Here is a 26,747-nt window from a genome sequence, read left to right on the forward strand (position 1 = left end):
CATAGTCACCAAAAGGAGAAGATTCATCATGGACCAGCTTTCCTCAGCCGCCATCGCAGCTATGGCTGCAAAGCGGCGCCGCGTACCGGCTCGGCGGCCCCCTTTCGAATGCATCGCGCTGCTGCTGCAGGGCGGCGGCGCACTCGGCTCTTACCAGGCCGGCGTATATTCCGCGCTGGCCGAGGCCGAGCTGCAACCGGATTGGGTCGCCGGCATCTCGATCGGTGCCATCAACGGCGCGCTGATCGCCGGCAATGCCCCCGAACGGCGCGTCGAGCAGCTCAGAACATTTTGGGAGCAAATCACGGTCGCGACGCATGGCCTCGACGCTTGGCTCGCGCCGCTGTCAGGAACCAGCGATACCCTGCGCGGCTGGATGAACCAGACGAATGCTGCCCTGTCGCTGGTTGGGGGCGTGCCTGAGTTTTTCACGCCGCGTCTTATGGCACCGTGGTTCGTTCGGGCTGGTGGCGCCGGCGCCACCAGCTACTATGAAACGGCGAAGCTGCGCTCGACCCTTGAGCGCCTAGTCGATTTCGATCGGATCAATTCGGGCTCGGCGCGTTTCACGGTTGGCGCTGTCAATGTGCGTTCGGGCAATCTGGTCTGCTTTGATACCGAGACACACCGGATCGGCCCCGAGCACGTCATGGCGAGTGGCGCGCTGCCGCCTGGCTTTCCCGCCGTTGAGATCGAGGGCGAGCATTATTGAGATGGCGGCCTCGTCTCTAACACGCCGCTGGAATGGGTCGTCGAAAACGTGCCGCGGCAGGACACTCTGGCTTTCCAGGTCGATCTCTGGAGCGCACGCGGAGATTTCCCTCGCCACATGACCGAAGTCGAGACGCGGCAGAAGGAGATCGTTTATTCGAGCCGAACCCGCGCCAGCACCAGCAGCTTCAAGCGCATGCAGAGGATGCGCCATGCGGCGGCCAAGCTGAGCGCCGACATGCCTGAGCACGTACGGAATAGCCCAGAAATGGAAGTGCTGCAGCCGATGATCGAGCACAAGGCCTACAACATCATCCAGCTCATCTATCGCGCCAAAACCTATGAGGGTCCGTCGAAAGATTACGAGTTTTCACGCCGTAGCATGGAGGAGCATTGGCGCGCCGGCTACCACGATGCACTACGCACTTTGCGTCACCCTGAGGTGCTGAACCGGTCCAAGACGCCCGACGGCGTTTTCACCTTCGATCTGCACGCCGACGGCCGAGAATAAATGGAGCACACCATGACCGAAGAAGAGATCCTTAAGCGCGCCTTTGCGATGCCGCTTACAAACCCAGCCTTTCCGCCGGGACCGTACCGATTTGTCAACCGCGAATACCTCATCATCACCTATCGAACCGATCCGGAGCGACTACGTGCGATCGTGCCCGAGCCGCTGGCGCTAGACGCACCGCTGGTGAAGTACGAGTTCATCCGCATGCCCGATTCCACCGGCTTTGGCGATTACACTGAGAGCGGTCAGGTTATCCCGGTGTCGCTCAACGGCCGCCGCGGGAGCTACACGCACTGCATGTTCCTTGACGACGAGTCGCCGATCGCCGCCGGGCGCGAGCTCTGGGGCTTCCCCAAGAAGCTCGCGAGCCCGAGCCTCAAGATCGAGAAGGACACCTTGGTCGGCACGCTCGACTACGGCTCGGTGCGCGTAGCCACGGGCACGATGGGTTACAAGCATCGCACGTTGGATGCCTCGCAGATCAAGCTGGCAATGCGTGAGCCGAATTTTCTGGTCAAGGTCATTCCGCACGTTGACGGCACCGCGCGCATCTGCGAGCTCGTCGAATACCGGCTGGAAAACATCGAGGTACGTGGCGCCTGGGCGGGGCCTGGCTCGTTGCAGCTTAACCCGCACGCGCTGGCGCCTGTCGCCGACCTGCCTGTGCTCGAGGTCGTCTCGGCCGTCCACTGCGTCGCCGATTTGACCCTCGGCCTCGGCAAGGCCGTGCACGACTACCTACGCCCCGCTGCGACGCGCGCGACTGAAAAAAGACTGGCATGCGTCTCCTAGGCAAAGTCGCGGTCGTCACCGGCGCCGCGAGTGGCATCGGCAAGGAGATGGCGCGCGCCTTTCAGCGCGAAGGCGCCAATTGTTTTCTAACTTTCAGGTTGCAAGATTGGGGATCTGGTGAGCATGCCGTGCTGAACGCTGATCTCGTATTCTGGCCCAGCGTCGCCTTTATGGCCGCGTGTAACCTGTATTTTGGCCCGCGCATCGGCAGTGATCGAATAGCGATGCAGTGGGGCTTCGATGGCAGGCCAACGTGGTACGCATCGAAAGCCATTGGGCTGTGGGGAATGATAGGCGTCGCTCTCGTGGTTCGTTTGTTTATTTGGATCGCGTCAACTTACATCCCCACAAAGGTCCACGGCGTTGAAGCCGGGCTGCTAATTGCTTCCATCGTCATCGCCGCATCTCACGTGTTCACGTTCAGAAAAGCTGTTCAAAGAAGCTGAACTATTCTTCGCTCGCATGTCGCCTTTTGGCCCGACTCGGACCTCCGGCGATGTCCGCCTTCGCGCCGCCGGTGAGGGCATAGCGGACATCGAACGCGCCTGATCCGTCTCTTTTGTGAGTGCACGCCTAGGTGGCCGCCATCGCGATGTTTTCGCCGGGATGATCGCTCGCGATCCGGTAGCGGCCTTGCGCGAACAGCAGCGTATTTCGGTCGAACTGCACCGCCCGTTGCACGCGCCCGACCAGGATCAGATGGTCGCCGCCGCGAAGCTCGGACTCGCGGCTGCATTCGAAGAAGGCGGCGACGCCGTTCAGAACCGGCGTCCCGTTGCGCCCCATCGTCCAGGACAGGGAAGCAAATTTGTTCGGGCCTGACCTGCCGAAGTGCTTGGAAAGCCAGATCTGATCGTCAGCCAGCACGTTGATCGTGAACCTGTCTGCGACGCAGAACTTCGCATAGCTGTTTGAGGTTTCTGCAATCGACCACAGGATCAGCGGCGGTGTCAGCGATACCGAACTGAACGAATTCACGGTCAGGCCGACCAGTTCCTCGCCGACCTTCGCCGTCACCACGGTCACACCGGTCGCGAACTGGCCAAGGCACTTGCGGAACAGGAGCGGCTCGGCAGCCGGATCCGCATCATGCAGCGGAACGCTCTCCATGACGTCAAACCCTCACGCCTGCGCGCCGCGATGTTGCAGGTTCAGCGGCGTACATGCTGGGAGGCCGCTTGAGGCCAAGGTTCTCCCGCAAGGTTCGTCCGGCATACTCGGTGCGGAACAAGCCGCGGTTCTGCAGTTCGGGGATGATGCGCGCGTTGAACTCCTCCAGGTCCGCCGGCAGGATCGGCGGCTGGATCAGATATCCGTCGACGGCGAAGCTCTCGAACCACTTCTGCATCTGGTCGACGATCGAGCTCGGCGTGCCCTTGATGGTTCGCTGTCCGCGCCCGGTGCCGAAGGTCTCGTACATCTGGCGCAGCGTCGGCCTTCCATCAAACATGTAGGCGACGCGGGAGTTGTTCTTCCGCCTCTCCGCCTCGACGATATGCTCGGGCAACGGCTCGTCGACGTCGTACGGGCTGAGGTCAAGGCCACCCAGCGCGGTCGAAAGCAGTTCCTTGCCCACGTCGGGGTGGATCAGGCTTTGCAGATATTTGATCTTTTCGTCCGCATCCTTTTCGCTTTCCGCCACCACCACGTTCAGGCCGGGCATGATGACGACGTCCTCGTCCGACCTGCCGTACTGCCCGGCGTGATCCTTCAACTGCCTGTAGAACTTCTTTGCCTGTTCCAGATCATGCAGCGGCGTGAAGACCACTTCGGCGATCTGCGCGGCCAGTTCCTTTCCGGTGTCGGACGCGCTGGCCTGGAAAAGCACGGGATAGCCCTGCGGCGGCCGCGCCACGTTCAAGGGGCCGCGGACGGCGAAATGCTTGCCCTTGTGATTGAGGAAGTGGATTCGTTCCGGATCGAAGTAGAGCGACGAAGCGCGGTCGCGCAGGAAGGCGTCGTCGTCCCAGCTGTCCCACAGGCCCTTGGCCACCTTCACGAACTCGTCGGCACGTTCATATCGTTCGGTATGCCCGAAATGGGCGTCTCTGCCGAAATTGAAAGCCTCGGATGGGTTCGAGGACGTCACGACATTCCAGCCGGCCCTTCCGCCGCTGATGTGATCGAGCGAGGCAAACCGCCGCGCCACATGGTAGGGCTCGTTGAAACTGGTTGTTGCGGTCGCGACAAGGCCGATGTGCTTCGTTACCGCCGCGAGGCCGGCCAGCAGCGTGATCGGGTCGAAATACGCCATATATTGCGGCCAGCGCCGCAACGCCTGCAGATTGCCGTCTCGGGTGGCGATGGCGTCGGCGAGAAACACCAGATCGAACTTGGCTGCCTCGGCGGCCTGCGTCATCTGCGCATAATGTGCGAAATTGGTTCCGGCATCGATCTGCGACCCCGGATCGAGCCAGGCTGCCACGTGGTGTCCGGTGGGATGAAAGAAGGCGCCCAGCCTCATCTGGTCTTTTCGTGTTGGCATCGCTTCCTCCGAATACTTCGTTTGGCTCGACCGGGCCGTCTCGACTCCTACCAGCCGGACGCCTTCGCGGATTCTTCGATCTTCTTCTGATCGAAATCATTGATCTGCGGGATGAACTCGTTGGTGTAGGTCGCCTCGATATCGAACGACTTCGGTATCAATCCTTCCGCGATCGAGATGTCGGCCATGCGCTTCCATTGCGCCGGCACGTTCTCTCCCCATTTGACGCCCGGCTCCAGCGTGGTGAGGTCGAAGCGCGAGTCGAAGATGTGACGCGCCTCCTGGAACGTCTTGTCATTGACCACCGACGGCTTGGTTTCGGGATACATCTTCCAGTGATTGCGCAAGGCGCCATCCGGATTTGCCAGACCGAACACCGACGATTTGGCTATCCCTCTCGCCACCTTGATGACGAGGTCGGGACGCTTCGCGATCGTTTCCTCGCGGGCGACAATCACGTTGCCCAGGATCTCGCCGATCCACGGCGGGTCGATGTAGCGGAAACTGAATCCATTGTTCTCCAGGGACGCGATGATGGTGTCCCAGGCTGCCCATCCGTCGACGACCTTCTGGCGGATCGCGTTGGCGGCCTGACCGCCGATGCCCACCGAAATCCATTTGACGCCGTTCTGCGGATCCACGCCGGCCGATGCCAGGGCAGCGCGCCCATAGGGCACGGAGCCGGCCGACATGTCGGGGGCTCCGAGCGACTTGCCCTTGAAATCGGCCAGCGTCTTGATCTCTCCATCGGCGGGAGCGACGATGCGGTAGATGGAGCGGCGGGCGTAGACATAGACCGCCTTGACCTTGATACCCTTGGCTCGCGCGATCAGGAGCGCATCGCCTCCCACGGTCGCGAAATCCACCTGGCCGCTCGCCACCTGCTGGATACCCGCGGTCGCGCCCGAAAGCCCGACGACATCGACATCGAGGCCTTCCTGCTTCCAGAAGCCCATCGCCAGCGGGATCGACGACTGCGCCGAATGGCCAACCGAAATATTCGACGTGGCGACCGCATACGTCACCTTCTCCTGAGCCTGCGCAGGCCACGCAGCGGCGAACGAAAGCGCCAATAGCAATCCCGAGAGACCGACCCGATGCATCTTTGATTCTCCGCCAGTTGAATTCACCCACCGCCTACTGTGACAGCGCCTTGTTCCAGAACAGGAAGCGGTCCTGAACGATCCGCATGAGCTGACTGAGCAGCACGCCGAACACGGACAGGACCACCAGCACCGCAAAGATCCTGGCAACATCGAACTGGAAGTTGGCCTCCAGGATCAAATTGCCGAGGCCGGATTTCGAGCCCACGAACTCGCCAACGATTGCGCCGAGGATGGCGAGCACGATCGCCACGTTCAGTCCGGCAAAGATGAACGGCAGGGCGTTGGGGAAGCGCACGACGCGGAAGGTCTCCCAACGCCCGGCGCCGAGGGAGATCATGAGATCGAGCTTGCCCTGGTCACAGGACTTCAGGCCCATGATGGTGTTGACCAGCACAGGGAATATCGCGACCAGGGCGACAATGATGACCTTTGATCCGATCCCGTATCCCGCCCAGATGATGATCAGCGGCGCAATCGCGATCTTGGGCAGCGTCTGCAGGGCCACGAGCCAGGGATAGACGACGCGTTCGACGAGCGAGAACTGGGCGACCAGCGCGCCGACGCCGATCCCGACCGCGGCCGCAAGCATGAAGCCCGCGATCGTCTCGAGTGCCGTGACGTAGAAATTGTAGAGAAAAAGCCCTGAAGAGAGGCCGGCCGCGAGCGAGACCGCGATCGCGGAAGGCGCAGGCAGGATGTAGTTGGGCACGTCGAAAGCCCATATGAGAGCTTCCCATATGCAAACCAGGACAGCGAACCCAGACAGCGAAATCACGTAGTCGGATCGTGAAATGCTCGCCCAGCGCAGGCGCTGGCGCTTTCTTTGCTCGACAATCCTGGTCGCGGATGCAGCGTCGATGCTCATGAGGACACCTTCGAATCGGTGGACGTGCCGCTGGAGTCGAGGAGATGCCGTATCTCCCGCGTGTAACTGCCGAACTTTTCGTCACTGAGCAGGTCGAGGCTTCGCGGTCGCGGCAGGCTGATCCGCCGCTCGGCGATGACGCGCCCGGGTCGCGGCGACATGACGATCACACGGTCGCTCATGAAGACCGCCTCGGCGATCGAATGCGTGATCATGAAGACGGTCTTCCCGGTCGCCTCCCAGATTTTCAGGACCTCGGCGTTCATGGTCTCGCGGGTGAGCGCATCCAGCGCACCAAACGGCTCGTCCATCAGGAGCACGGCCGGATCATGAACGAGCGCGCGCGCAATCGAAACGCGCTGCCGCATGCCGCCGGACAGCTCGAAGGGGTATTTGTCCTCGAATCCCTTCAGCCCGACGAGTTCGATCAATTCGCGCGCACGGGCGATCGAGGCACGCTTGTCCAGCCGCAACACCTGCGTCGGCAACAGGACGTTCTGAAGGATGTTGCGCCAGGGCAGCAGATTGGCGTCCTGAAAGACGATGCCGACATTCTGGCGCGAACTCGCTGCGGCGCGGCCATGCAGGGAGAGCTTGCCCTGATATTCGCCCTCCAGCCCGCCGATGATGCGCAGGAGGGTTGTCTTGCCACATCCCGATGCGCCGACGACGGACACGAATTCGCCCGCGCCGAGGGCAAGGTTGATGTTCTTCAAGGCATGGACGTGATCGCCGGAGGCGGTTTCGTAGATCTTGGTGACACCGGCCAGATCGACAACAACGGGCGCTTGAACCTGCGCGGAAGGATCCAGGCCCAGCACGGTCACGTTGGCGGCGGTAGCGTTCATTCGATGTTTCTCCCGATGCTTGCCGCGCAATTTTCGATCAGCCAGGCGTCACGCGCCGCCGGAACCTGTCGTCTTGGCTCTGACGCCGCCCGACGCCGTTTCCTCGAGAAGCTGGTAGAAGGCGGCGGCGTGCTCGACGTGGTCATGCATAGCCTGTGCCGCGCCACGCGCATCACGGCGCTCCAGCGCCGCCAGGATCTGCTCGAGCTCGGCGAAGCCGTCCTGCACGCGCTCAAGCGAGACCGCGCACACGCGCCGGATCCATTGCACCTTGTCGCGGAGATCGAGCAGGATCTGGCGGATCAGGCGATTGTCCGCGGCGTCGTAGATTTCCGCATGCAAGCGATTGTCGATCGCAATGAAGGCCTCGGCGTCGCCGGCGGCGATCAGCGCGCCGTAGACCGCAAATTCCGCGCGCAATGCGGCCAGCGTTTCGTCGGACATGCGCGTGGCCGCATCGCGCGCCAGGCGCATTTCAAGCATCGTCCGCAGATCGGTGATCTCGCGGATTTCCTTCAAGGTCATCGGTCGGATGAAAGTGCCGCTTTGCGGTGAGACCTCGATCCAGCCCTCCGACTTCAGCCGGGCGAGCGCCGAACGGATCGGGGAGCGCGCGACGCCAAGGTCCTCGGCCAGTCGGGTCTCCGACAGCCGCTCACCCACCCGATACTGCAGGTTCAGTATTCGCCGCTTGAGCTCGCGGTACGTCGCCGACGCGACGCTGACCTGGTCGATATCGACCAACATGACGTTTCCAACCCTTAACTAGTCAACTAGTTTTTAGTTACTAGTTGTCAGGATAGATATTGGCGCAGACCTGTCAAGCCGCTCTTGGAAAATTTACGGATCGCGTCCTGGAACCCGGGAAAAGGGTTTGCCGGCTCCGACGGCGGGAGGCGCGGGCAAGGCGTCACGCCGCCCCCGCATCCTTTGCCGGAGGGACGACGGACCTGCAGGTTTTCGATCGCTAAAGCGCGATCAGGTTGATCGTCATCGCGCTTTAGGTTCTTGATCGAGCATGATCTCCGCGCAAACGCGGTCCGCGTTTGTCGCGAGGGAAAACCGCTATGCGCTTTTCCGGATCATGCGCTAGCGGCGGAATTCGATCGTGTTGGCGATGTGCCGACGCATCGCGGCACTTGCGGCCGCCTGGTCGCGGGCACACAGCGCCTGGTACACCGCGCGTATCTCGCCAAGCGCGTCCTGGATGCGCATCGGCGAGCCGCTGCTCGCGCGGCGGATCCAGCGCACCTTGTCGATCAGGTTGACGAGGATGTTGGCGATCAGCCGGTTTCCGGCCGCCTTGTAGACCGCGAGATGGAATTGCAGGTCGAGGTCGAGATATTCGTCGAGCCGGTCGTGCGAGACCGATTCGCCGAACTCGTCAAACGCGCGCCCGAGCTTTGCGAGCTCCGCCTCCTCGATCCGGGTCGCCGCAAGCCCCGCGAGATAGGCTTCGAGCACGAGCCGCGTTTCCAGAATCTCCCCGACCTCCTGCTCCGAGAGGCCGCGCACGAAAGTCCCGCTCTGCGGCGAGATCTCGATCCAGCCTTCGGACTGCAGGCGCGACAGCGCCGTGCGCACCGGCGAGCGTCCGAGCCCAAGCTCCGCCGCAAGCTTCGCTTCCGACAATTTGTCGCCGGGCTTGTACTGCAGGTCGGTGATACGCCGCTTGATCTCGCGATAGACGGCGGTAGCCCGGCTCGCGGTCACCAGCGGCGTCTCGCCCATCATCTCCATCGCCTCACCGAACAAGGTCACCTCATTGCCTCGGAATCAGGACGCAGTCGAGCGCGACGCAACCCTGGTTGCCGGCCATCACCGCGAGCGGATTGATCTCGACTTCCGAGATATGATCGGAATGATCCGCGATGAAGCGCGAGACCGCGCTCACGGTGCGCGCCACCGCATCGACATCGGCAGGCGCCGCGCCGCGGAATCCCGCAAGCAGCTTCGCAACCCGCGTCGCGGCGATCGCCTGGCGCGCACCCTCAGGATCGAGCGGGGCGAGGCGAACCGCGACGTCCTTGTAGAGCTCGACCTGGACGCCGCCGGCGCCGACCGCGACCAGCGGACCAAAATCGGGATCGACCCGGCAGCCGACGAATATCTCGCACACCGCTGACATTTTCCGCTGCACCAGGAATCCAAGCAGGCGGCCGTCCAGCCTGTCGGCGGCCCGCGTCATCTGCGTCGCTTCTCTTCGCACGTCGTCAGCCGAATTCAAGCCGACCTTGACGAGCCCGGCATCGGACTTGTGGATGAGGTTTTCCACGATGCCCTTCAGCACCACCGGAAAGCCCAGCGCCTCCGCGGCTGCCGCCGCCTCTTCCACCGTCGCCACGAACTGCTCGGGCGGGCCGCTGATGCCGTAGTCCTTGAGCGCCTGCCTCGCCTCGTGCTCGGCGGCGAGCCGTCCGTCCGGCAGGTTCAGCCTCGCGCGTGGCCGCACCGAATTCGGCTGCGCGCCGAGCGATGGCGCGGGCGCCGCCCATTTCAGATAGTTCGCGATGGCCGCAAGGCCGACGCGGGTGCCGCGCAGATAAGGCACGTTCAGCCGGTCGGCGGTCTCCTGCAGCAGCAGGTGCGGCTGGTCGGAGACGTTCGACAGCGCGACCAGCGGCGTGCCCGCAGCCGCCGCCCCCTGCCCGACCGCCTCGAGCAGCCGCGAATAACGCCCGGCCTGCTGCGCGCCCAATCCGCTTGGCGCATCCTGCAGCAGCACCAGCATGCCGACATCGCCTTGCGACGCGATCGCCTCGGCGCAACCTTGCGCGACCGAAGGGTCGTAAAGGCCCGCCCAGGTGAGGTCGAGCGGATTGGAGAGATGCGCAAACGGCGGCAGCAGCCTCTTCACCGAGTCCTTCGCTGTATCGAGCGGCGCGAACGCGACGCCGATGTCCTCGGCCGCATCGAGCACCAGCGCGATCTCGCCGCCGGACAGCGAAAGACCGCCAAGCCGCGCGCCGCGCGGCCGCAGGCCGATCTTCGACGCCAGCAGCGCGGTTTCGATCAGATCGTCGAGCGAATGAACCTGGATTGCCCCGGATGCAAGCAGCGCCGCGTCGCAGGCCTCATCGCTGCCGGCGACCGCTCCGGTATGGGCCATGACGGCGGCCTTGCCCGACTGCGAGCGGCCACTCTTCAAGACGACGACCGGCTTGCCCGCGGCACGCGCCCGGCGCAGTGCCTGCATGAAGGCGGCCGGCTTCTTGATCTGCTCGGCGAAGACGAGGATGGTGGTGACGGCGGGATCGTCGATGATCGCCTCGATATAGTCGGAGGCCGACGTCACCGCCTCATTGCCAGTCGTGATGAGATGGCTCAGGCCCAAACCCCGCGCCGAGTTGAGCAGCGCGATGCCGACCGAGCCGCTTTGCACGATCGCTGCGATACCGCCGCGCGCCACCTTGTCCGGCAGCGAAGTGCCGAACAGCGCCGACTTGCCCTGGAAGTTCAACAGGCCGAGGCAGTTCGGACCGCACACCGCCATGCCGGCGGTCTCGCAGATCGCCGCCAGTTCGCGCTGGACTGCAACGCCATCCTCGGTCTCGCCGAAGCCGCTGGACAGGATCGCGAGCGCGCCCGCGCCCTTCTTCGCGGCGACCCTGGCGACACCGAGCACGGCATCGGCCTGCACCGCGACAAAGACCGCATCGACCGGACCGGCAATGTCATCGAGCGAGGCGAATGTCCGCCGCCCGAACAATTCGGGCGATTTCGGATTGACCAGATGGATGGGGCCATCGAAGCCCACGAATTCCAGCGCCTTGAAGGCGTTGTAGCCGGGCCCGACCTTCTCGGACGCGCCGACGATCGCGATCGAGCGGGGGCTGAGCAGGCTCTGGATGCCCATCACAGCCCCTTGAAGTTCGGCTTGCGCTTCTCCGAAAACGCCTTCGGGCCCTCATGCGCGTCGGGATGGGCGAACACCTGCTCGCAGATGTCGGCCTCGAACGCGACCATGTCCGCCCACGTTTCGCGGGAGTTGAAGCGGATGGCGTCGCGCGTGGCACGGATCGCTGTCGGCGAGGCCGAGGCAATGCGCTCGGCCACCGCCAGCGCTTCCTTCTCCAGGTCGGCGCGCTTGACCACGCGCGTCACGAGACCGAATTCGCGCGCGGTCTCGGCATCGAAATTCTCGCCGAGCAGGAGGATGTCGAGCGCGCGGCAACGTCCGACATAGCGCGGCAGGCGGGTCAGGCCCATGCCCCAGCTCGGAACCATGCCGATATAGGCGTCGCCGGCGCGGAAGGTGGTGTTGTCGGCCGCGATGCGGATATCGCAGGCCCAGCCGATCGCCGTGCCGCCACCGATGCAATAGCCGTGGATCGCGGCGACGATCGGCACCGGGAAAGCCTCGATGCGGTCGAGCGTCCTGCGGCCGAGGGCGCGAAACGCCTTGGAGGCTTCGGGGCTGCCAAAGTCCTTCTCCTCGCGCAGGTCGCCGCCGGCGCAGAACGCCTTTTCGCCGGCGCCGGCAAGGATGACGCAGCGGATGTTGCTGTCCTTCTCGATCTCGTCGAAGCGGGCATGGAGCGTGTTCATCAGCGTCGTGGACGCCGCGTTGACCGGCGGGTTGTCGAGCGTGAGGATGGCAATGGCGCCGTTTTTCTCGAGGCGGACGAGCGTTTCCTTCATGGTTCCATTTCCTTGTTCTTGAAGGGTCAGTTGTTGTCGGAACGAAAACTGTCAGGCTTGGCCCAGAACACGATGCGGCTGTGGAGGAAGCGCACCAGCGCATAGAGCAGGATGCCGAGCAGCGCGAGGATGGTCAGCACCGCGAACATGCCGGAGATATCCATGTTGTAGTTGAGCTGCAGCAGGAGGTTGCCGAGCCCGCGATCCGCGCCAATGAATTCGCCGACCAGCGCGCCGGTGATGCTGAGCACCACCGCGACGTTGAGCCCGGCGAAGATGAACGGCAGCGAGTTCGGAAAGACCACGATGCGGAACGCCTGCCAGGGCGAGGCGACCAGCGAGCGCATCAGGTCGATCTTCTCCGGCTCGACGGTCGAAAAGCCGACGATCGCGTTGATCAGCACCGGAAAGAACGAGATGACGGCGGCGATCACGATCTTGGACTCGATGCCGATGCCGATCCACACCACGATCAGCGGCGCCAGCGCCACCTTCGGCAGCGCCTGCAGGCCGATCAGATAGGGCAGCAGCATGCGCTCGATCAGAAGCGAGCGCGTCACCAGGAAGGCGAAGAAGATGCCGCAGACCGAGCCGAGCGCGAAGCCGGCGAGCGCCTCCGCCAGCGTGATGAGGAAATTGCCGACCAGGAGGCCGCGGTCGTACACCAGCCAGATCGAGCGGAGCACGGAGGACGGGGGCGGCAGCAGCAGTTTCGAGACGTTGAACAGCGCCGGCAGGAATTCCCAGGCGAGCAGGATCAGGACGCCGCCGGCGATGGGAGCGCCGTAGCGCGAGACCAGCGAATAAACGCGAAGGCTCATGACGCCACCTTCTCGGGCTCGGTGCCTGCCGGCGGCTTCGCCTCGAAATAGCCGCGCAGCTTTTCGGCGAGCTGGACGAACAGCGGCATCGATCGCGTCGCCGCCGAGCGCGGTCGGGGGATCGGCACGTCGACAAGGTCGCGGATGAAGCCCGGCCTCGGGCTGAACACGGCAACGCGGTCGGACAGCAGCAGCGCTTCCTCGATCGAGTGGGTGACGAGCACCACGGTCTTTCGGCTTGCCTGCCAGATCCGCAGCAGCTCGAGATTCATCGCCTCCCGCGTCAGCGCATCCAGCGCGCCGAACGGCTCGTCCATCAGCAGGATCTCCGGATCATGCATCAGCGCGCGGGCGATCGCCGCGCGCTGCCGCATGCCGCCCGACAGCTCGTCCGGATAGCGGTCGGCAAAGCCTTCGAGGCCGACCAGTGCCAGGAGCTGCTCGGCGCGGCTGCGGGACGACGCGCGGTCCATGCCGAGCACCTCGGCGGGCACCAGCACGTTCTTGAGGATCGAGCGCCACGGCAGCATCACCGGGCTCTGGAACACGAGCCCGATATCGCGTCGCGCGCCCCGCACCGGAACGCCGCCGATCCGGATGGTGCCGGAGGAAGCGGTTTGCAGCCCGGCGATCATGCGCAAAAGCGTGCTCTTGCCGCACCCCGAGGGCCCGACGATGCAGACGAACTGCTTGCGCTCGACGGCCAGCGAAGTGGGCGCCAGCGCATCGAGCACAGTGCCGGAGCGCGAGCGGAACTGCTTGGTGACCTCGGAAATCTCGATCAGAGGCCCGGCAGATCCCGTCATCGATAGGTTTCCGCCTGCTTGATGACCGCGGCCTTGTCGAACTTGTTGATCTCGTCGACCAGGTCGTTGGTGAAATACTCGGAAACGTCCGGCTTCTTGTTGATCATGCCGACGTCATAGAAGAAGCCTTGCGTGGATTCCCATTCCTTGCGGGTGAAGGCGCCGAGCCGCGGGTCGGCGCGGCCCTCGACCTTGTATTTGGAAAGCCGCGCCTGCAGCACATGCACGGCTTCCTTCAGCGCCTGCTCCTCCGAGATGTTGGTCGGCTTGGAGGCCGGATATTTTTCCCAGTGGATGCGCACCGCGGCTTCAGGATTGGCGAGCGCAAACACCGCGCCCTTGGCGATGCCTTGCGCGAACTTGATCTCGTCCTCGCGATGCGTCTTCAGGAAATCATCGTTGGTGATCAGCATCAGGCTGAGCAGCGAGGCGGTCTGCGGCGTCTCGAAATGGCGGAAGCGGAAGCCGGAATTTTCCAGGATGGCGTAGGCCCAGTCCCACATCGCGATCGCATCGACCTGGTTGGCCTTGAGCGCATTTGCCGCCTGCGGACCGAGACCGATCGGCAGCCAGCGGGCGTCCTTTTCCGGATCGAGGCCGATCGAGCGCAGCATCGCCTTGGCGACCGCGGTGGCGCCGCTGGAAAGGCTGAGGACGCCGATGGTCTTGCCCTTGAGATCGTCGAGCTTCTTGACCGGGCTGTCGTCGACAACGGCGATCGTATAGATCGGCTCGCGAACATGGTTGTAGACGCCCTTGATCGGCGCCCCTTCCTGGCGCGCGACCAGCAGCGCTTCGGGACTTGCCATGGTGAACTGGGCGCTGCCGGCGATGACGAGCTGGGTCGCGCCGGTCGAGCCGCTGAACGGCGTGACCTCGACGTCGAGGCCGCCCTGCTTCCAGTAGCCCATCCGCTCCGGCACCGAGGAATGCGCGGCTTCCGCGACATTCGGCGAGGGCGAGGTGAGCAGGTATTTGATCCGGGTCTGCGCAGAGGCCTCGCTGCTGGCCAACACCAAAAGCGCAAAGAAAAGAGCCTTCGCCTTTGCCGACATTGTCCACCCCTCATCTAGTTAACTAGTTATCTAGAGAAGACTACGGGCAAAATTCGCAGGCTTACAACCGATTTTTTCTAAATTTGATTGTGCAGTGCGTCCCAAGGGATATTTTTCCCACGCACAAGCGCTCGACGCCGCGAGACCTCCGCTTCGGCGGCAGCTTGATTTTCCGCTTTGTTGCTAATCGCTTGACCGGCAGAAGCAGGCGCTCCTCGCGCCCGCATCCGCTCGTCGAAATCATTCGACCGGTGCGGCGCAGGGCCGCACCGCCCCGGAGCTGCCGGACCTCAGAGCGAAGCAATCCCGGCTGACGAGCGCACCGGATTTCGCAACACGCCGATCTTCTCGACCTCGCACTCGATCAAGTCGCCGGGCAGGCAATAGCGCGAGGCCGCCACCACGCCGGGCGCCGGCGTCCAGGTGCCGCCGAGTTCCTTGTCGGTCGACCAGGCCGTTCCCGCCGGCGAGCCGGTGATGATGACCATGCCCGGCTTCAACGTGAAGTTTGTCGAGAAGAAATGGATGAGATCCGCGCACGACCAGATCATGTCCGATGTCGAACTGTTCTGGCGCAGCTCGCCGTTGATGCGCGTGGAAATTCGTAGCGCCTGAGGATCGCCGATCTCGTCGGCCGTCACGACCACGGGCCCGAGCGGCGCGCTGGTATCGAAGGCCTTGCCGCGACCAAGTTCATACCAGACCATGCCGTTCGCGGCCGAGCGAACCTGGCGATCGCGCGCCGTGACGTCGTTGACGATGGTGTAGCCGAACACGTGGTCGAGCGCGGCTTCGACCGGAATGTGCCGGCCGGGCTTCCCAATCACGACGGCAAGCTCGGTCTCGCAATCGAGCTTCTTTGTCAGCTTCTGGTCGAGAATAATTCCCTCGTCCGGGCCAATCACGCAGTCTGCCGTCTTGACGAAGAACTCGGGCTCCTTTCCGGACAGGGGCGTATTGGCCTTCTCCGAATTATGCGCTGCGTAGTTGCTGCCTGCGCACAGGATCGTCGAAGGGCGAAGCGGCGCGCGGAGCACCACCCCCGATGCGTCGTGAATCGCCGCGGACGGCGGATCGGCGAACAACGATGCGGGGTCAAGATGCCCGGCCGCCTCGGCCTCGATCAAACTGACGAGGCTCGCGACCATCCGCGGATCGATGTTCCGACGGCGGGCGCATTCCACGGCATCGATGACCCTGTTGTCGCGGAGCAGCCCGAGGCGCTCCGTCCCATTCAGCAAATAACTGACGAAATGCATGATGGCTGTGACGCCTCCTCAAGGATCTGCTGTTACGGACGTTCTTCTTTGAACATCATGGCGCGGACATTCTGCAGATGCGCCTTCATCGCGGCGTGCGCGGCGGGCGCATTTCGCCGCCGGATTGCCTCGACGATCCGCACATGCTCGGCGGTATGCACCTCGCGCATCTTGTCGGTCAGCGTCCGCTTCTTGAGCGCGCCCCAGTCTCCCTGATTGCGGATCCTGGTCACCACGGCGGCGAAGGCGGCAAACAACGGATTGCGGGTGGAGATTGCGATCGTATGGTGAAGCAGATCGTCGCAGTCCTCGAACTGCTGCAGGCTTTTCGCAACGCGCGACTGATCGAGCGCCTTCTGCATCTGCGCGATATCGGCGCTGTTGGCCCGCTCGACGGACAGTTCCGCAATGAACGGCTCCATCGACAGGCGGAACTCCATCAGATCACGCGGGCTCGCGCTCCGCGCCAGATCGAGACTGGCGATCCCGGGCACTGCCGCCTTGATCGCAGCGTCGGGCGTCAGCACGTCCTTGACGAAGGTGCCCCGCCCGATCTCGCGAATGATGGTCCCTTCCTGCTCGAGCACCTCGAGAGTGCGACGCACCGTGTTGCGGCCAGTCTTGAATTGCGTCGCGATCATGCGCTCGGTCGGCAGCTTGTCGCCGGGCCTGAAGGTCTGCTTGCTGATGCCGCCTTCGATGTAGCGGCGGATCTCACGCATGGCGAGCTGCGCGCGATCGCGCAGATTTCCATCAGACAGATCTCCCATCCCTGCTCTCCCTCGGACGGCATCGGCGCACCGATTGCGACGTTTCTCAAACCAAATGAGAACCAATTCGCGCGGGCTTTTTCGCTACGAGGTCCTTCCATACACCAATTCGCTTGACTAAGCCAACCTTATAGATACCAATAAAGAGCAATATAAGCCGATTGGTTCTCAATTGGTCTCAAAGAGGAAAGGCAGGCGCCCCATGGAAAAGAAGACCTACGTCGTTGGAAAACTCTCGGGCGCGATCGCCGGCGAGCGAAAGATCCCCTTGTCAGCCGTGACCAGCGGCAACGGCTTCGTTTTCGTTTCAGGCCTGCCGCCGGTCAATCACGTGACCGGCGAGCTCGTACGCGGCGATATTCTGGTGCAGACCCGGCAGTGCCTCGAAAACGTCAAGGCCGCGCTCGAAGTCGCCGGCTCCTCACTCGACAAGGTCCTGAAGGTGACGATCTACGCGGTCAACTGCGCCTATTTCAAAGACATCAATGCCATCTACGCCGAATATTTTCGGGACAATCCGCCGGCGCGCACCTTCTGCACCGTCGGTGCGTGGCCCTGGGAATTCGACATCGAGATCGAGGCCGTCGCCCTGCAGTCGTAACTCAAGAGCCCAACAACGCATCAAAAACGATCGAGGAAACCAGATGATCGGACCGCTCGCCAGACCTTCGTCACCCGTTCGATCCGTCATCGTTTCCGATCAATCCGAGCGCCGGATGGTCCTGCAGTTCAGGAACGTCGTGAAGAAATACAAGAGCGAGCGCGGCCCGGTGACCGCGCTCGACGGCGTATCGATCGACGTGCGGGAGGGTGAATTCCTCACCCTTGTCGGGCCCAGCGGATGCGGCAAATCAACGCTGCTGAACGTGCTGGTCGGTCTCGAGCTGCCGACCAGCGGCGAAATCGTTCTCGATGGCCGCAACGCCGTCGACCGCAAGGCCGTCGGTTACGTGATGCAGAACGACAATCTCTATCCGTGGCGGACGCTGCGCGAGAACGTCGAGTTTCCGCTCGAGCTCAGGGGCATCGCCCCTTGCGAGCGCGGCGACATCAGCCGCCGCTACCTCGAGAAGGTACGGCTTGCAGACTTCGCCGATCGATACCCTTACGAACTGTCGGGCGGCATGCGCCAGCGCGGCAACATCGTTCGCGCGCTGAGCTTCTCGCCGCGGATCCTTGTGATGGACGAGCCGTTCGGTCCGCTGGATGCCCAGACGCGGCTTCTCCTGCAGAACCTGCTGCTCGATCTGTGGGCCGAGGAACGCAAGACCATCATCTTCATCACCCACGATCTGCACGAGGCGATCGCGCTCGGCGACCGGGTAGCGGTGCTGACGGCGCGGCCCGGCCGGGTGAAGTCGATCCACACGATCGATATTCCGAGGCCCCGCGACCTCCGCCATCTGCACGAGAACGCGACCTACCGCAGCCTTCTGTCGCGGATCGGCGACGAACTCGCCGAGGAAATTCAGGTTCAGGCCGGAGGATCGCGATGACATCAGAAACGATCGATACTGGCGCCGGGACCGGCGCGCGCCCGCTGCTCTCCTATCGCTCCCACGTGACGCTGATACGGCTGGTGCTGGTAGCCGCCATCTTCGGCATCTGGGAATTCACCTCGGGCCGCCTGTTCTCCGCATTCTGGATATCGAAGCCGTCGGCGATCGCCGCCTATATCTGGACCTGGGTGACGGCGGGCGATTTCTTCTACCAGATGTCGTTCACCTTCGGCGCGATGCTGGCGGGATTCGCGATGGGCACCGTGCTCGGCCTTGCCGCCGGCGTCGCGCTCAGCCGGACGCAGTTCATGGCCGATGTGCTCGACCCCTTCCTGATCGCGATCAACGGAATCCCGCGCGTCGCGCTGGCTCCGCTGTTCGTCGTGTGGTTCGGCATCGACATGCTGCCGAAAATCATCCTCGTCTTCACGCTGGTATTCTTCGTGATCTTCTACAACACCTATGCCGGCATCAAGAGCGTGGAGCGGCGCTTCACGGACCTCGCCTGGGTGATGGGCGCGAGCGAGAAGGACCTTTTTGCAAAGGTCATCCTGCCCGCGGCGCTGCCGCACATCTTCCTCGGCATCAAGCTGTCGATTCCCTACGCCTTGATCGGCGCCATCATCGGTGAATTCGTCGCCTCGTCAGCCGGGCTTGGCTGGAAGATCCAGATGGAGACCAGCCTGTACAACACGACCGGCACGATGGCGGGCCTGATCGTGATGATGCTGATCGTGGTCGCGATGAACTCGCTGCTGGCGATCGCCGAACGGCGGCTGCTGCGCTGGCAACCGGCCTCTCGCTACGGCACCGGCCAGAACCAGTAGTCAAAACAAAACACATCCAGCCCCGGGAGGATTGCCATGGATCGTCGCCGCGTCGTCGCAGGAATCGGAGCCGCGCTGCTTTCGGCCGGAGCAAGGCCGGCGATCGCGCTGGCGCAGGGCGGCGGCAAGCCGCTGCGGATCACCCATGCGGTGACGTCGCTCGCCTACATGCAAAGCTATGTCGCCCAGCAGAACGGCTATTTCGAGCAGACCGGCTTCGCGGCGCAGATCATCGATACCGGCGGCGGAGGACCAGACGTGCAGCTCGTGCTCGGCGGACGCGCCGATCTGACGGTCAATGACGGCGCCCAGATCTTCCCGGCCCTGCAGCAGGGGCAGAAGCTCGTTTGCGTGCTCGCTCTGCTCGACCGATCGATCATCAACGCGACAATCAGCAAGGCCGCGGCCCAGCGCGTCGGCTTCACCGAAACGACACCCTTCGATCAGCGGCTGAAGCTGCTGAAGGGCATGAAGATCGGCGTGACGCGCGCCGGCGCGCTGACCTGGCAACAGGCGCGCTTCAACCTTGCCGCCGCTGGCCTCGACCCGGATCGGGACGCGCAGGTCGTCGCCATCGGCGGCCCGCCGGCGCTTGCGGCAGCGCTCGAGAACGGCGCGATCGACGTCATGTACATCTCGATGCCGATCGGCGAAAAGCTGGTCAAGGAAGGCAAGGCGCTGTCTTTCGTGGACAATGCCAGGGGCGAAGATCCCAAGCTGCCGACCTTTCTCATGGAAGGGCTCTGGACCACGACGGACTTCCTCGCGGCCAACCGGCCAACCGTCGAGGCGGCCGTCGGCGCCTACAAGAAAGCCTCGAAGTTCATCCGGGAATCATCCCCCGACAAGGTCGTCGCCGCCCTCAAGCCGACGCTCGGCAGCCTCGGTGACGCGGTCCTGCTCGATTCCGTACAGCGCATCCAGAGCGCGGTGTCGGAAACCGGCAAGGTGACGGCGCAGCAACTGGAAACCACCCAGGCGGTGCTGAAGCTGAACGGCTTTTTGCAACGAACGTTTACGCTTGCCGAGGTCTTCGACGGCAGCCTGATCGGCGCCTAGAGCATTTTCGGTTCTGATTAAATCAGAACCGATGCTCTAGTTTCTTGTTTTGACGCGTTTTCTTTACGCGAACCGGTGCCCACTTCGCTCGAAAACGCTTTAGTCCGTCGCGCGCCAGATAAACGCACGCAACAGGCGCGATGATTCAACTGCATCATCGCGCCGATCCGGCTTCACGTCAGCCACCGAGATAGGCGGAGCGGACGTGCTCGTCGTCGATCATCTTCTCGCCACTGCCCGACAGCACGATCGAGCCGGTCTCGAGCAGATAGGCATAGTCGCACATCTCGAGCGCAGAATAGGCGTTCTGCTCGACCATCAGCACGGTGGTGCCGGACTTGCGGATGCCGTCGATGATCGAGAACACCTGCTCGACGATGTTGGGCGCAAGACCCAGCGACGGCTCGTCGAACATGACGAGCTTCGGCTTCGACATGATGGCGCGACCGATCGCGAGCATCTGCTGCTCGCCGCCGGACAAGGTGCCGGCGACCTGGTTGCGACGCTCCGCAAGGCGCGGGAATTGCGTGAAGATGCGATCGCGATCCGCCTCGACGCCGTCGCTGTCGGACCTGAGATAGGCGCCCATGTCCAGGTTCTCGTTGACCGTCATGTCGGGAAACACCCGCCGGCCCTCCGGACAATGCGCGATGCCCTTGGCGAGGATCTGCCGCGCCGAGCATCCGGTGATATCCTCGCCGTCGAGCGTCAGCCTGCCCGAGGCGAGCGGAAGAATGCCGGAGATCGCGCGCAAGGTGGTGCTCTTGCCGGCGCCGTTGGCCCCGATCAGGGCGACGAGCTGGCCCTGCTTGATCGAGAGCGAGATGCCCTTGAGGGCTTCGACCTTGCCGTAGCGGCAGACGAGGTTGCTAATTTCGAGCATGCCGGTTGGCCCCCTGGCCGAGATAGGCGCGAATGACTTCAGGATTGCCCCGGATTTCGGCGGGCGGGCCTTCCGCGATGATGCGGCCGTAGTTCAGCACGACGATGCGATCGGACACGCCCATGACCATCGGCATGTCGTGCTCGACCAGGAGGATCGACATGCCGCGCTGGTGCAGCCGGTTCAGGAGCTCCATGAAGCGCGCGGTCTCGGTGGCGTTCATGCCGGAGACCGGCTCGTCGAGCAGCAGCATGGTGGGATCGGAGGCGAGTGCCAGCGCGACGCCGAGCAGACGCTGGTCGCCGTAGGACAGCGAACCTGCGAGCTCGCGAGCGCGGCGCGAGATTCCGACGATCTCCAGAAGCTCGTTCGCAAGCTGGCGCAATTCCGCTTCCGACTTGCGCTCGCGCGGCAGCGCAAACAGCGTGTCCATCAGGGTCGACTGGCCACGCCGGTGCAACCCGATCATGACGTTCTCGAACACGCTGATGCTCTGGAACACGCTGGTGCGCTGGAACGTCCGCGCCAACCCGAGCGAGGTGACCTCGTGCGGCTTGAGATTGTTGAGCGAGGTGCCGCGGTAGCGGACTTCGCCCTTGGTCGGCCGCAGGAAGCCGGTGATGACGTTGAAGGCCGTCGTCTTGCCGGCGCCGTTCGGCCCGATCAGGCTGACGACTTCGCCCGGGTTGACGACAAAGCTCATGTCGGTGATTGCGACAAGGCCGCCGAAATGGACCGCGATGTGCTCGACCGACAGGATCGGCTGCGGCGTGGAGGAAACCGTTGATGTCATGGCGTGTCGTGCATCGTCACTTGGGATTTGACCTCAGCTTGCGGCTTGGCGCCGAAGACGCTCAACCACTTCTCGACCGCGGGGACGATGCCCTGCGGCAGCACGAAGACGATCAGGATCATGAACAGGCCGTACAGGATCCATTGTATTTCGGGCGCCGCGAAGGAGCGCGCCACCACCGGCACGAAGCCGAAGATCAGGCCGCCGACGATCGGACCCGCAAGCGTGCCCTTGCCGCCGGTGATCACCATGATCACCATCGTCACCGTGTAGAGGAACGCGAAGACATCGGGATCGATGATCTTGAGGTAATGCGCGTAAAGGCTGCCGGCGGCGCCGGCGATGCCCGCCGAGAACACCGCCGCCAGCACGAGGTAGCGCGTGACGTCGATGCCGACGGAGACGGCGAGCGACTCGTTCTCCTTGAGCGCGATCATCGCCCGGCCGATGCGGGAATGGACCAGACGGCGGATGACCACGTAGCAAACGACCAGCACCGCAAGCACGAGGTAGTAGTTCGACATCTTGCTGTAGAAGTCGAGGTAGCCGAGGCCGGGCAGACCAAGCGTCATCGGCGGAATCGAGGTCAGCGCCAGCGGGCCCTGCGTGAGCTCGACCCAGTTCAGCGCCACCAGGCGCACGACTTCCGCAAACGAAATCGTCACGATCACGAAATAGGCGCCGCGCACCTTGAAGGAGAGCTTGCCGACGACATAGCCGCACAGCGCCGCCACCAGCGTGCCGATGACGAAACCGCTCCAGACCGGCCAGGGCTGGTGCACCACGCGCACCCCGCCGATCAGCTCGACGTCGAAGCCGAGCGATACCAGTGCGCTGGTATAGGCGCCGATGCCGAAGAAGGCGACATGGCCGAGACTGAGCTGGCCGGTATAGCCGAGCAGCAGATTGAGGCTCATCGCCGCGACGATGAAGATCCCGGTGGTGATGAACGCATTGAGCAGATACGGATCGTGCAGCCAGAGCGGAATCGTGGCGAAGACGATCAGCGCGAGCCAGGTAAACAGCCGGTTCATCCGATTCGCTCCGCGCGCGCGAACAGACCGGTCGGCTTGAACAGAAGCACGGCAATGATGATCAAAAAGCCCATGGCGTCCCGATATCCGGAGGAGATGTAGCCGGCGCCGAATTCCTCGGCGAGCGCCAGCAGGAAGCCGCCGATCGTGGCGCCGCCGATGCTGCCGAGCCCGCCCAGGATGACGATGGCAAAGGCCTTCAGCGACGCCAGATTCCCCATTTGCGGCGAGATCACGTAGACCGGCCCGAGCAGTGCGCCGGCGGCCGCTGCGAGGCTGGAGCCGATCGCAAAGGTCGCCATGTAGATGAACTGGATGTTGACGCCCATCAGCGAGGCGGCATCGCGATCCTGGAAGGTCGCGCGCATCGCCTTGCCGAGCTTGGTGCGGTTGATCAGCAGATAGGACAGAGCGATCAGCACCAGCGCCGCGCACAGCACGAACAGGCGCAGCCAGGAAACCGAGAACGGCCCGATCACGAGCGGCAGCTCCGGGAACGGCGTGGTGACCGACTTGGCGACGCCGCCCCAGACGAACTGCTCGCCGTTCTGCATCACGATCATGGCGCCGATCATCACCAGCATCGTGGTGTCGATGTCGGCGCCGCGCATCGGCCTGAGCAGCACGAGCTCAAGCAGCGCACCGAGGATGCAGCCGGCGACGATCGCGGCAAGCAGCGCGACGAAGAAGTTCAGCCCGAGCAGCACGGCTACCAGGTAGACGAAGTAAGCTCCGAACGAGTAGAGCTCGCCATGCGCAAAGTTGACGACGCGCATGATGCCGAAAATCAGCGTCAGCCCGATGCCCAGCAGCGCATAGGTGCTGCCGAGAATGAACGTGTTGATGATGTGCTGCAGAAGCTCGGTCATGATCCATCGTCCCGGTCTCAGCGACCGCGGATTCGAGTTCGGTGATCGCGAATATGGCGCAGGCGCCGCGCGGGGCGGCGCCTGCGCGATTTGCGAGGGTTAGGAGCTCGGAAGGACGACCTTGTCCTTCTCGATCTTGATCAAATACAGGTTCGGCATGCTCTGGCCGCTCTCCTTGCCGGAGGGGCCCTGCTTTTCGAACTTGATGCGGCCGTTGAGACCCATGAAGTCGGTCTTCCACAGCGCCTCGGTGATCGCTTCGGGCTCGGCCTTGCCGGCGCGCTGGATCGCATTGATGACCGTGCGCATGCCGTCATAGCCGCGGAAGCTCTCGGTCGCGCCGGCAAAGGCGAAGCCGCGGCCCTTCCACTCGCCGAGGAAGTACTTCGTCGCCGCCGGATCGGGCGTCTTCTCCGGATACCAGGGCGCGAAGGTCGTCAGGTGCATCGAGCCGTTGGCCGCAGCGCCGGCCTGGTCGATCAGCTGATCCGGGTTCTGCGAGCCGCCGGTGGTCACGATCTTCTTGGTGATGCCGAGCGCGGCCGCCTGCTTCAGCACCAGCGTGAGCTGCTCCACGGCCGTCGTCACCATGATGGTGTCGGAATCGGTCGCCTTGATCTTGGAGAGCTGCGCGCTCATGTCCTGCGACGCCTGGTCCATGATCTCGACCAGGCCGACCTGCACGCCCATGTCCTTCAGCACCTTGCCGAAGTCCTCGGCCGAACCGCGTCCCCAGTCGTTGTTGATGACGAGGAAGTCGGCCTTCTTGATGCCGAGCGTCGGCGCAATGGTCTTGAATTCGTGGGCCTCGACCGAAGACGGCGGCGAGATGCGGAAGATGTAGGGATTGCCCGAGGTGGTGATCTTGCTGGAGGAGGAAGTCTCCACCACCATCGGCACCTTGTATTCGAGCAGCTTCGGCATCACGGCGAGCGTCAGGCTGGAGCCCCACGCGCCCATGATCACCGGCACCTTGTCGCGCGTGATCAGCTTCTCGGCGACGGCCGCCGCTTCCGTGGGATTGCTCTTGTTGTCCTCGATGACGAGCTCGATCTTCTGCCCGAACACACCGCCCTTGGCGTTGGCCTCGTCGGCGGCGATCTTGGCGCCGTTGACGACATAGGTGCCCGACGCCGCGAACGGCCCGGTCAGCGGCTCGTTGACGCCGATCTTGATGGTCTGAGCGCCCGCATGTCCGGTGAGGGACAGGGCAGCGGCCATTACTCCGCCAACAAACAGCGCGCGTTTTCCGCTCATTGCGTTCCTCCGTTTCTTACTGAGACGAATGGTGATGACGACGACTTAGAAAATTAAGCAATCGGTGTGCCAGCTTCTGATGGCCAGACGTCGCGTTCCGATTGCCGCAGGAAGATTACGTCCTATCATCCTATAGTTAGGATAAATTAGGTTCAACGCTTTCGTCAAGCCTACGAAAGGCTCGTTTTCCAGTGTTTCGGCGTGACCGCCGGCCGCATGCCGGCCCCCGCGGCCGCCCTGCGAGCCGCGGAAAACCCGCCGAAAATCGCGCCTCCGATGCACGAAAGCGCCGGCGCGCGTTATTGCCGCACCTCCCGGTTGAATTCCTCGATCAGGCGGTCCCATTCGGGCAGGCTGGCCTGCACGTTGCGCCAGAACGACTGGCTGCGGCGCGCCTCGAAATCGGCGACCGACACGCCCTGCTGCTCGACCCAGGTGTAATAGCCGAGGTTGAACACCCGCCGACGCTCCATCTCGGTCAACTCGAGCACATGATCGGTCGCGGCCGCCGTCAGACAGCTGCCGAAGACCTCGCCCGCGTTCACCTCGTCGAAACCCCTGTCGTAATGCTTGGCCTGATAGTGGTCGCTCTCGCTCCGGTACATCGCGGCACTGTCGGTCGCCACCGTGACCACGACGTCGTCGGGCCCGTAATTCATGTACTTGGCAAGCTTGATCGCGGCGACGATGTTGCCGAGGCTGGAGATGCCGAAATCGTCGAAGGCCGCAACCAGCGCGGCATCGATCTTGCGGCGCGTGGCGAGGTATTTCCGCCCTACCGCCGAGCCGAACAGGAGATTGAGCTGGTCGGTCACGCGGTCGGAGACGCCGACCACGAAATCCATGTTCATGACGTTCTGGATCAGCGGAACATGCTTGTCGCCGATGCCCTGGATGTTGTGCTCGCCGAAGCCGTTGTTGAGCATGGTCGGGCATTCGACCGCCTCGACGGCCGCGATCTTGGTGCCCCATTTCGATTTCAGGTAGTCGCCGGCGGCCAGCGTGCCGGAAGAGCCGGTCGCGGACACGAAGGCGGCGAGCTGCCGGTTGCTCTTGCCGGCATAGGCGTTGAAGGCCGCCTCGGCCGCGCGCCCGGTGCATTCGTGGTGGATCAGGTAGTTCGAGAACGACGAGAACTGGTTGAGAATGACATTGTTCGCGTCGCGCTGGAGCTCGGCGCACTTGTCGTAGATTTCCTTGACGTTGCTCTCGGTGCCGGGCGTGCGGACGATGTCGTCCGGCTGCAGCACCCATTTCTCCAGCCAGTCGAACCGCTCGCGGCTCATGCCCTCGGGCAGCACCGCTACGCCCCGGCAGCCAAGAATGCGGGACACGGCGACGCCACCGCGGCAGTAATTGCCAGTCGACGGCCACACCGCCTTCTGCTCGGCAGGATCGAACAGGCCCGTGACCAGCTGCTCGATCAGCCCGGCATAGGCGGGCAGCACCTTGTGGGCGCCGATCATCGGAAAGCGCCGTCCCAGGAGGACGAGGATCGGCGCATCGACGCCGGTGATCGCCTTGGGCAGCACGACATGGCCGGGGACCGTATCACGATCCCGGCGGTTGGCCGCATTGAACCAGTGAATGCGCCACAGATTTCGCGGATCGGCCTCGTCGGGCGAGGCATCCGACAGCTTCTTCCAGAGGTCGGAGGACGGCGCCGGCGGGTTCGCCAATTGAGAGAAGGTCGGCAGCTCCAGCTTGAGCTTCTTCGCCTGCGCGACCGCCCGGCCGCGTCTCCTGCTGTCAACGACCTGCGGTTCGATTACCAACGCCATATCGAAAAACTCACTCCATGATTGAGGCCGGCGGATAGTACCGGCAAATGCCGGGACCGAACAGGGGCCCGG

26 protein-coding genes and 1 pseudogene are annotated in these 26,747 nt (G+C 63.5%); 7 read left to right on the forward strand and 20 right to left on the reverse strand.

Going from position 1 to position 26,747, the window contains the following annotated elements:
- The first annotated feature begins 61 nt into the window (after window positions 1–61).
- The 3 genes and pseudogenes from QOU61_RS34980 to QOU61_RS37310 all read left to right on the forward strand — a co-directional run bounded on the left by QOU61_RS34980 (window position 62) and on the right by QOU61_RS37310 (window position 2,463).
- Window positions 62–1,222, forward strand: a pseudogene (locus tag QOU61_RS34980) (patatin-like phospholipase family protein).
- Window positions 1,223–1,234: 12 nt separating this feature from the next.
- A complete protein-coding gene (locus tag QOU61_RS34985) occupies window positions 1,235–2,017 on the forward strand; it encodes an acetoacetate decarboxylase (RefSeq protein WP_289655725.1) in 783 nt (260 codons plus the stop codon).
- Window positions 2,005–2,463 carry a DUF1648 domain-containing protein gene (locus QOU61_RS37310; protein WP_354142494.1) on the forward strand — a complete coding sequence of 153 codons (459 nt, stop codon included), beginning with the start codon at window positions 2,005–2,007 and terminating at the stop codon, window positions 2,461–2,463. The genes QOU61_RS34985 and QOU61_RS37310 overlap by 13 nt, the downstream gene beginning before the upstream one ends.
- Before the next feature lie 127 nt (window positions 2,464–2,590).
- Here the strand turns inward: QOU61_RS37310 and QOU61_RS34995 are convergent, their stop codons facing one another.
- The 14 genes from QOU61_RS34995 to QOU61_RS35060 form a co-directional block, all read right to left on the reverse strand.
- Window positions 2,591–3,127: a flavin reductase family protein gene (locus QOU61_RS34995; protein ID WP_289655726.1), complete on the reverse strand. Its 537-nt coding sequence runs from the start codon at window positions 3,125–3,127 to the stop codon at window positions 2,591–2,593.
- 4 nt (window positions 3,128–3,131) lie between these two features.
- Complete coding sequence (locus QOU61_RS35000; protein ID WP_289655727.1) at window positions 3,132–4,502, reverse strand: LLM class flavin-dependent oxidoreductase; 1,371 nt, start codon at window positions 4,500–4,502, stop codon at window positions 3,132–3,134.
- Window positions 4,503–4,549: 47 nt separating this feature from the next.
- Entirely contained in the window at window positions 4,550–5,605 is a 1,056-nt protein-coding gene (locus tag QOU61_RS35005; RefSeq protein WP_289655728.1) for an ABC transporter substrate-binding protein, read from the reverse strand.
- 34 nt (window positions 5,606–5,639) lie between these two features.
- Window positions 5,640–6,473, reverse strand: coding sequence for an ABC transporter permease (locus QOU61_RS35010; protein ID WP_289655729.1), 834 nt, complete (start codon window positions 6,471–6,473; stop codon window positions 5,640–5,642).
- Window positions 6,470–7,321, reverse strand: a complete 852-nt coding sequence (locus QOU61_RS35015) for an ABC transporter ATP-binding protein (RefSeq protein ID WP_289655730.1) — start codon at window positions 7,319–7,321, stop codon at window positions 6,470–6,472. Before QOU61_RS35015 ends, QOU61_RS35010 begins: the two co-directional genes overlap by 4 nt.
- A 48-nt stretch (window positions 7,322–7,369) precedes the next feature.
- On the reverse strand, window positions 7,370–8,068 hold the full coding sequence (locus QOU61_RS35020; protein ID WP_289655731.1) for a GntR family transcriptional regulator: 699 nt from the start codon (window positions 8,066–8,068) through the stop codon (window positions 7,370–7,372).
- Window positions 8,069–8,410: 342 nt separating this feature from the next.
- Window positions 8,411–9,082: a GntR family transcriptional regulator gene (locus QOU61_RS35025; RefSeq protein ID WP_289655732.1), complete on the reverse strand. Its 672-nt coding sequence runs from the start codon at window positions 9,080–9,082 to the stop codon at window positions 8,411–8,413.
- A 1-nt stretch (window position 9,083) separates the two neighbouring features.
- Window positions 9,084–11,177, reverse strand: a complete 2,094-nt coding sequence (locus QOU61_RS35030) for an acetate--CoA ligase family protein (RefSeq protein ID WP_289655733.1) — start codon at window positions 11,175–11,177, stop codon at window positions 9,084–9,086.
- A complete protein-coding gene (locus QOU61_RS35035) occupies window positions 11,177–11,962 on the reverse strand; it encodes an enoyl-CoA hydratase/isomerase family protein (RefSeq protein WP_289655734.1) in 786 nt (261 codons plus the stop codon). The genes QOU61_RS35030 and QOU61_RS35035 overlap by 1 nt, the downstream gene beginning before the upstream one ends.
- A 26-nt stretch (window positions 11,963–11,988) precedes the next feature.
- On the reverse strand, window positions 11,989–12,783 hold the full coding sequence (locus QOU61_RS35040) for an ABC transporter permease (RefSeq protein WP_289655735.1): 795 nt from the start codon (window positions 12,781–12,783) through the stop codon (window positions 11,989–11,991).
- The gene (locus QOU61_RS35045) at window positions 12,780–13,589 is read right to left on the reverse strand and encodes an ABC transporter ATP-binding protein (RefSeq protein ID WP_289655736.1); all 810 of its coding nucleotides are present in this window, start codon (window positions 13,587–13,589) and stop codon (window positions 12,780–12,782) included. The genes QOU61_RS35040 and QOU61_RS35045 overlap by 4 nt, the downstream gene beginning before the upstream one ends.
- A complete protein-coding gene (locus QOU61_RS35050) occupies window positions 13,586–14,644 on the reverse strand; it encodes an ABC transporter substrate-binding protein (protein ID WP_289655737.1) in 1,059 nt (352 codons plus the stop codon). The genes QOU61_RS35045 and QOU61_RS35050 overlap by 4 nt, the downstream gene beginning before the upstream one ends.
- Window positions 14,645–14,934: 290 nt before the next feature.
- Window positions 14,935–15,903 (reverse strand): fumarylacetoacetate hydrolase family protein, encoded by a 969-nt coding sequence (locus tag QOU61_RS35055; protein WP_289655738.1) that lies wholly within the window; start codon window positions 15,901–15,903, stop codon window positions 14,935–14,937.
- A gap of 32 nt (window positions 15,904–15,935) precedes the next feature.
- On the reverse strand, window positions 15,936–16,673 hold the full coding sequence (locus QOU61_RS35060; RefSeq protein WP_289655739.1) for a FadR/GntR family transcriptional regulator: 738 nt from the start codon (window positions 16,671–16,673) through the stop codon (window positions 15,936–15,938).
- Between the two features lie 202 nt (window positions 16,674–16,875).
- Between QOU61_RS35060 and QOU61_RS35065 the strand changes: the two genes are divergently transcribed.
- The 4 genes from QOU61_RS35065 to QOU61_RS35080 are packed head-to-tail and all read left to right on the forward strand — an operon-like array spanning window position 16,876 to window position 20,058.
- The gene (locus tag QOU61_RS35065; RefSeq protein WP_289655740.1) at window positions 16,876–17,274 is read left to right on the forward strand and encodes a RidA family protein; all 399 of its coding nucleotides are present in this window, start codon (window positions 16,876–16,878) and stop codon (window positions 17,272–17,274) included.
- Window positions 17,275–17,317: 43 nt separating this feature from the next.
- On the forward strand, window positions 17,318–18,169 hold the full coding sequence (locus QOU61_RS35070) for an ABC transporter ATP-binding protein (protein ID WP_289655741.1): 852 nt from the start codon (window positions 17,318–17,320) through the stop codon (window positions 18,167–18,169).
- Window positions 18,166–18,999, forward strand: coding sequence for an ABC transporter permease (locus tag QOU61_RS35075; RefSeq protein WP_289655742.1), 834 nt, complete (start codon window positions 18,166–18,168; stop codon window positions 18,997–18,999). Before QOU61_RS35070 ends, QOU61_RS35075 begins: the two co-directional genes overlap by 4 nt.
- A 36-nt stretch (window positions 19,000–19,035) precedes the next feature.
- Window positions 19,036–20,058, forward strand: a complete 1,023-nt coding sequence (locus tag QOU61_RS35080) for an ABC transporter substrate-binding protein (protein ID WP_289655743.1) — start codon at window positions 19,036–19,038, stop codon at window positions 20,056–20,058.
- Window positions 20,059–20,236: 178 nt separating this feature from the next.
- Here the strand turns inward: QOU61_RS35080 and QOU61_RS35085 are convergent, their stop codons facing one another.
- The 6 genes from QOU61_RS35085 to QOU61_RS35110 form a co-directional block, all read right to left on the reverse strand.
- Window positions 20,237–20,941: an ABC transporter ATP-binding protein gene (locus QOU61_RS35085; RefSeq protein WP_289655744.1), complete on the reverse strand. Its 705-nt coding sequence runs from the start codon at window positions 20,939–20,941 to the stop codon at window positions 20,237–20,239.
- Window positions 20,928–21,734 (reverse strand): ABC transporter ATP-binding protein, encoded by an 807-nt coding sequence (locus QOU61_RS35090; RefSeq protein ID WP_289655745.1) that lies wholly within the window; start codon window positions 21,732–21,734, stop codon window positions 20,928–20,930. Before QOU61_RS35090 ends, QOU61_RS35085 begins: the two co-directional genes overlap by 14 nt.
- On the reverse strand, window positions 21,731–22,768 hold the full coding sequence (locus tag QOU61_RS35095) for a branched-chain amino acid ABC transporter permease (protein ID WP_289655746.1): 1,038 nt from the start codon (window positions 22,766–22,768) through the stop codon (window positions 21,731–21,733). The genes QOU61_RS35090 and QOU61_RS35095 overlap by 4 nt, the downstream gene beginning before the upstream one ends.
- Complete coding sequence (locus QOU61_RS35100; RefSeq protein ID WP_289655747.1) at window positions 22,765–23,637, reverse strand: branched-chain amino acid ABC transporter permease; 873 nt, start codon at window positions 23,635–23,637, stop codon at window positions 22,765–22,767. The genes QOU61_RS35095 and QOU61_RS35100 overlap by 4 nt, the downstream gene beginning before the upstream one ends.
- 99 nt (window positions 23,638–23,736) lie before the next feature.
- A complete protein-coding gene (locus tag QOU61_RS35105) occupies window positions 23,737–24,894 on the reverse strand; it encodes an ABC transporter substrate-binding protein (protein ID WP_502876856.1) in 1,158 nt (385 codons plus the stop codon).
- A 299-nt stretch (window positions 24,895–25,193) separates the two neighbouring features.
- The gene (locus QOU61_RS35110; RefSeq protein WP_289655748.1) at window positions 25,194–26,675 is read right to left on the reverse strand and encodes a pyridoxal-phosphate dependent enzyme; all 1,482 of its coding nucleotides are present in this window, start codon (window positions 26,673–26,675) and stop codon (window positions 25,194–25,196) included.
- Window positions 26,676–26,747: the final 72 nt, after the last annotated feature.

The sequence above is a fragment of the Bradyrhizobium sp. NP1 genome (genome assembly GCF_030378205.1).
Taxonomy (GTDB): Bacteria; Pseudomonadota; Alphaproteobacteria; order Rhizobiales; family Xanthobacteraceae; genus Bradyrhizobium.